At 64.4% G+C, this 1696-nt stretch carries 3 protein-coding genes; all 3 read right to left on the bottom strand.

Features of this window, described 5'->3' with window-relative positions; genetic code table 11:
- On the bottom strand, nt 1-253 hold a 253-nt coding region (locus tag ACXJL8_RS40400), incomplete at its 3' end, for an enoyl-CoA hydratase-related protein (RefSeq protein WP_456686960.1).
- 189 nt (nt 254-442) lie between these two features.
- Nucleotides 443-1201 carry an SDR family NAD(P)-dependent oxidoreductase gene (locus ACXJL8_RS40395; protein ID WP_456617351.1) on the bottom strand — a complete coding sequence of 253 codons (759 nt, stop codon included), beginning with the start codon at nt 1199-1201 and terminating at the stop codon, nt 443-445.
- A 54-nt stretch (nt 1202-1255) separates the two neighbouring features.
- Nucleotides 1256-1696: TetR family transcriptional regulator (locus ACXJL8_RS40390; RefSeq protein ID WP_456686959.1), on the bottom strand; the 441-nt coding region annotated here is incomplete at its 5' end.

The raw sequence follows: 1696 nt of genomic DNA, 5'->3' as shown, positions 1-1696 counted from the left end.
ACTCGGTGACGCCGGGCGGCTCCTGCTGGCCGGCACGGCGCGCCATCGCCGCTTTGAGATCGAGGCCCGCGCAAAAATTCTTGCCGGCACCCTTCAGCACCACCACGCGCGTGTCGCGGTTGCGCTGGAGGCCCTGGAAATAGACGTTGAGCGCATCGATCAGCGCGGGATCGAGCGCGTTGAGGTTTTCGGGACGATTGAGCGTCACCCGGTCGACGCCGTCATGGTGCTCGATCAGCAGCGGTTGGGACATGCTCAATCTCCCCATCGTCGTCCTGGACAAGCGAGTGCTTGGCAACGCGCAGCGTTGTCCAATAGCGAGCGCTGATCCAGGACCCATAGCCACAGGCCCGCGTTGTTGGACCACCGGCGTTGGTTGATCTCGTGTGACAACTCACGCTGGTGGTAATGGGTCCTGGCTTTCGCCAGGACGACGGCGGAGTTACCGCGGCGCCATCCGGATCGCGCCGTCGAGGCGGATGGTCTCGCCGTTGAGCATCGGGTTCTCGACGATGTGCACGGCCAGCGAGCCGTATTCAGCGGCATCGCCGAGGCGCGCGGGATGCGGCACCTGGGCGCCAAGGCTCTTGCGGGCCTCTTCGTTCAGGCCCATCAGCAGCGGCGTCAGGAACAGGCCGGGCGCGATGGTGTTGACGCGGATCTTCTGGCTCGCAAAGTCGCGCGCGGCCGGCAGCGTGAGGCCGACGACGCCGCCCTTCGACGCCGCATAGGCGATCTGGCCGATCTGACCTTCATAGGCGGCGACCGACGCGGTGTTGATGATGACGCCGCGCTCTTCGCCAATCGGCTCGATGGTGACCAGGCGTTCCGCGAACAGCCGCAGGCAGTTGAAGGTGCCGATCAAATTGACGTTGATGATGCGGGCGAACTTGGCCAGCGGATAGACACCGTCCTTGCCGACGATGCGCTGCGAGCCGCCGATGCCGGCGCAGTTCATCAGCACCCGCGCGACGCCATGGGCGGCTTCGGCCTTGGCGATCGCAGCCTTGATGCCGTCCTCGTCGGTGACGTCGGCATGGAGGGCTACGCCCTTCACCTCGGCGGCAACCTTCTCGGCGTTTTCCTTGCTCTGGTCGATCACGCCGATCCTGGCACCCTTGGCGGCCATGGCGCGGGCGGTCGCGGCGCCAAGGCCCGAACCACCGCCGGTGATGAGAACGGCTACGTCTTTCAACTGCATCGTAAGCTACCTTTCCTTGGACGTTTCTTCTCTAGACTTTGAGAGTTGGCCGGATCATCCGGCCGCGACAGCTTCCTCGGCTTGCGTGAGGATGCCGCCGCAGATCAGCGTTTCCATGTGCTTGATGTATTGCCGGCAGACTTCGTCGGTGACCGGGCCGACGCCGGTCGCGCGAGACATCGCGTGCCGGCCGAAGAACAGATGATCGCAGGCGCCGATCAGGCTGGTGTAGAACAGCACCGGATCGGTGGCGCGGAACTCGCCGCGGCTGACGCCTTCGGCGAGCAGGCGGCGATGAAAATCCAGCAGCGGCGCGACGAAGAATTTCGAGACTTCATCCGCGGAGCCGGCAACGCTCTCGTGCAGGAGATAATGGATCAGCCGGTTCATGTAGGGGAACCGGTGATAGGCGCGGATGATGCCGGCGATATGCAGCTTCAGCTTCGCCGTCGGCGTGATCGGCTGCGCCAGCAGATATTCGAGATTGGACAGTTC

It is taken from the genome of Bradyrhizobium sp. P5_C11_2 (genome assembly GCF_054049755.1).
Note: the sequence above shows the minus strand (reverse complement) of the source record. Positions and strands in the feature narration are given on the sequence as shown.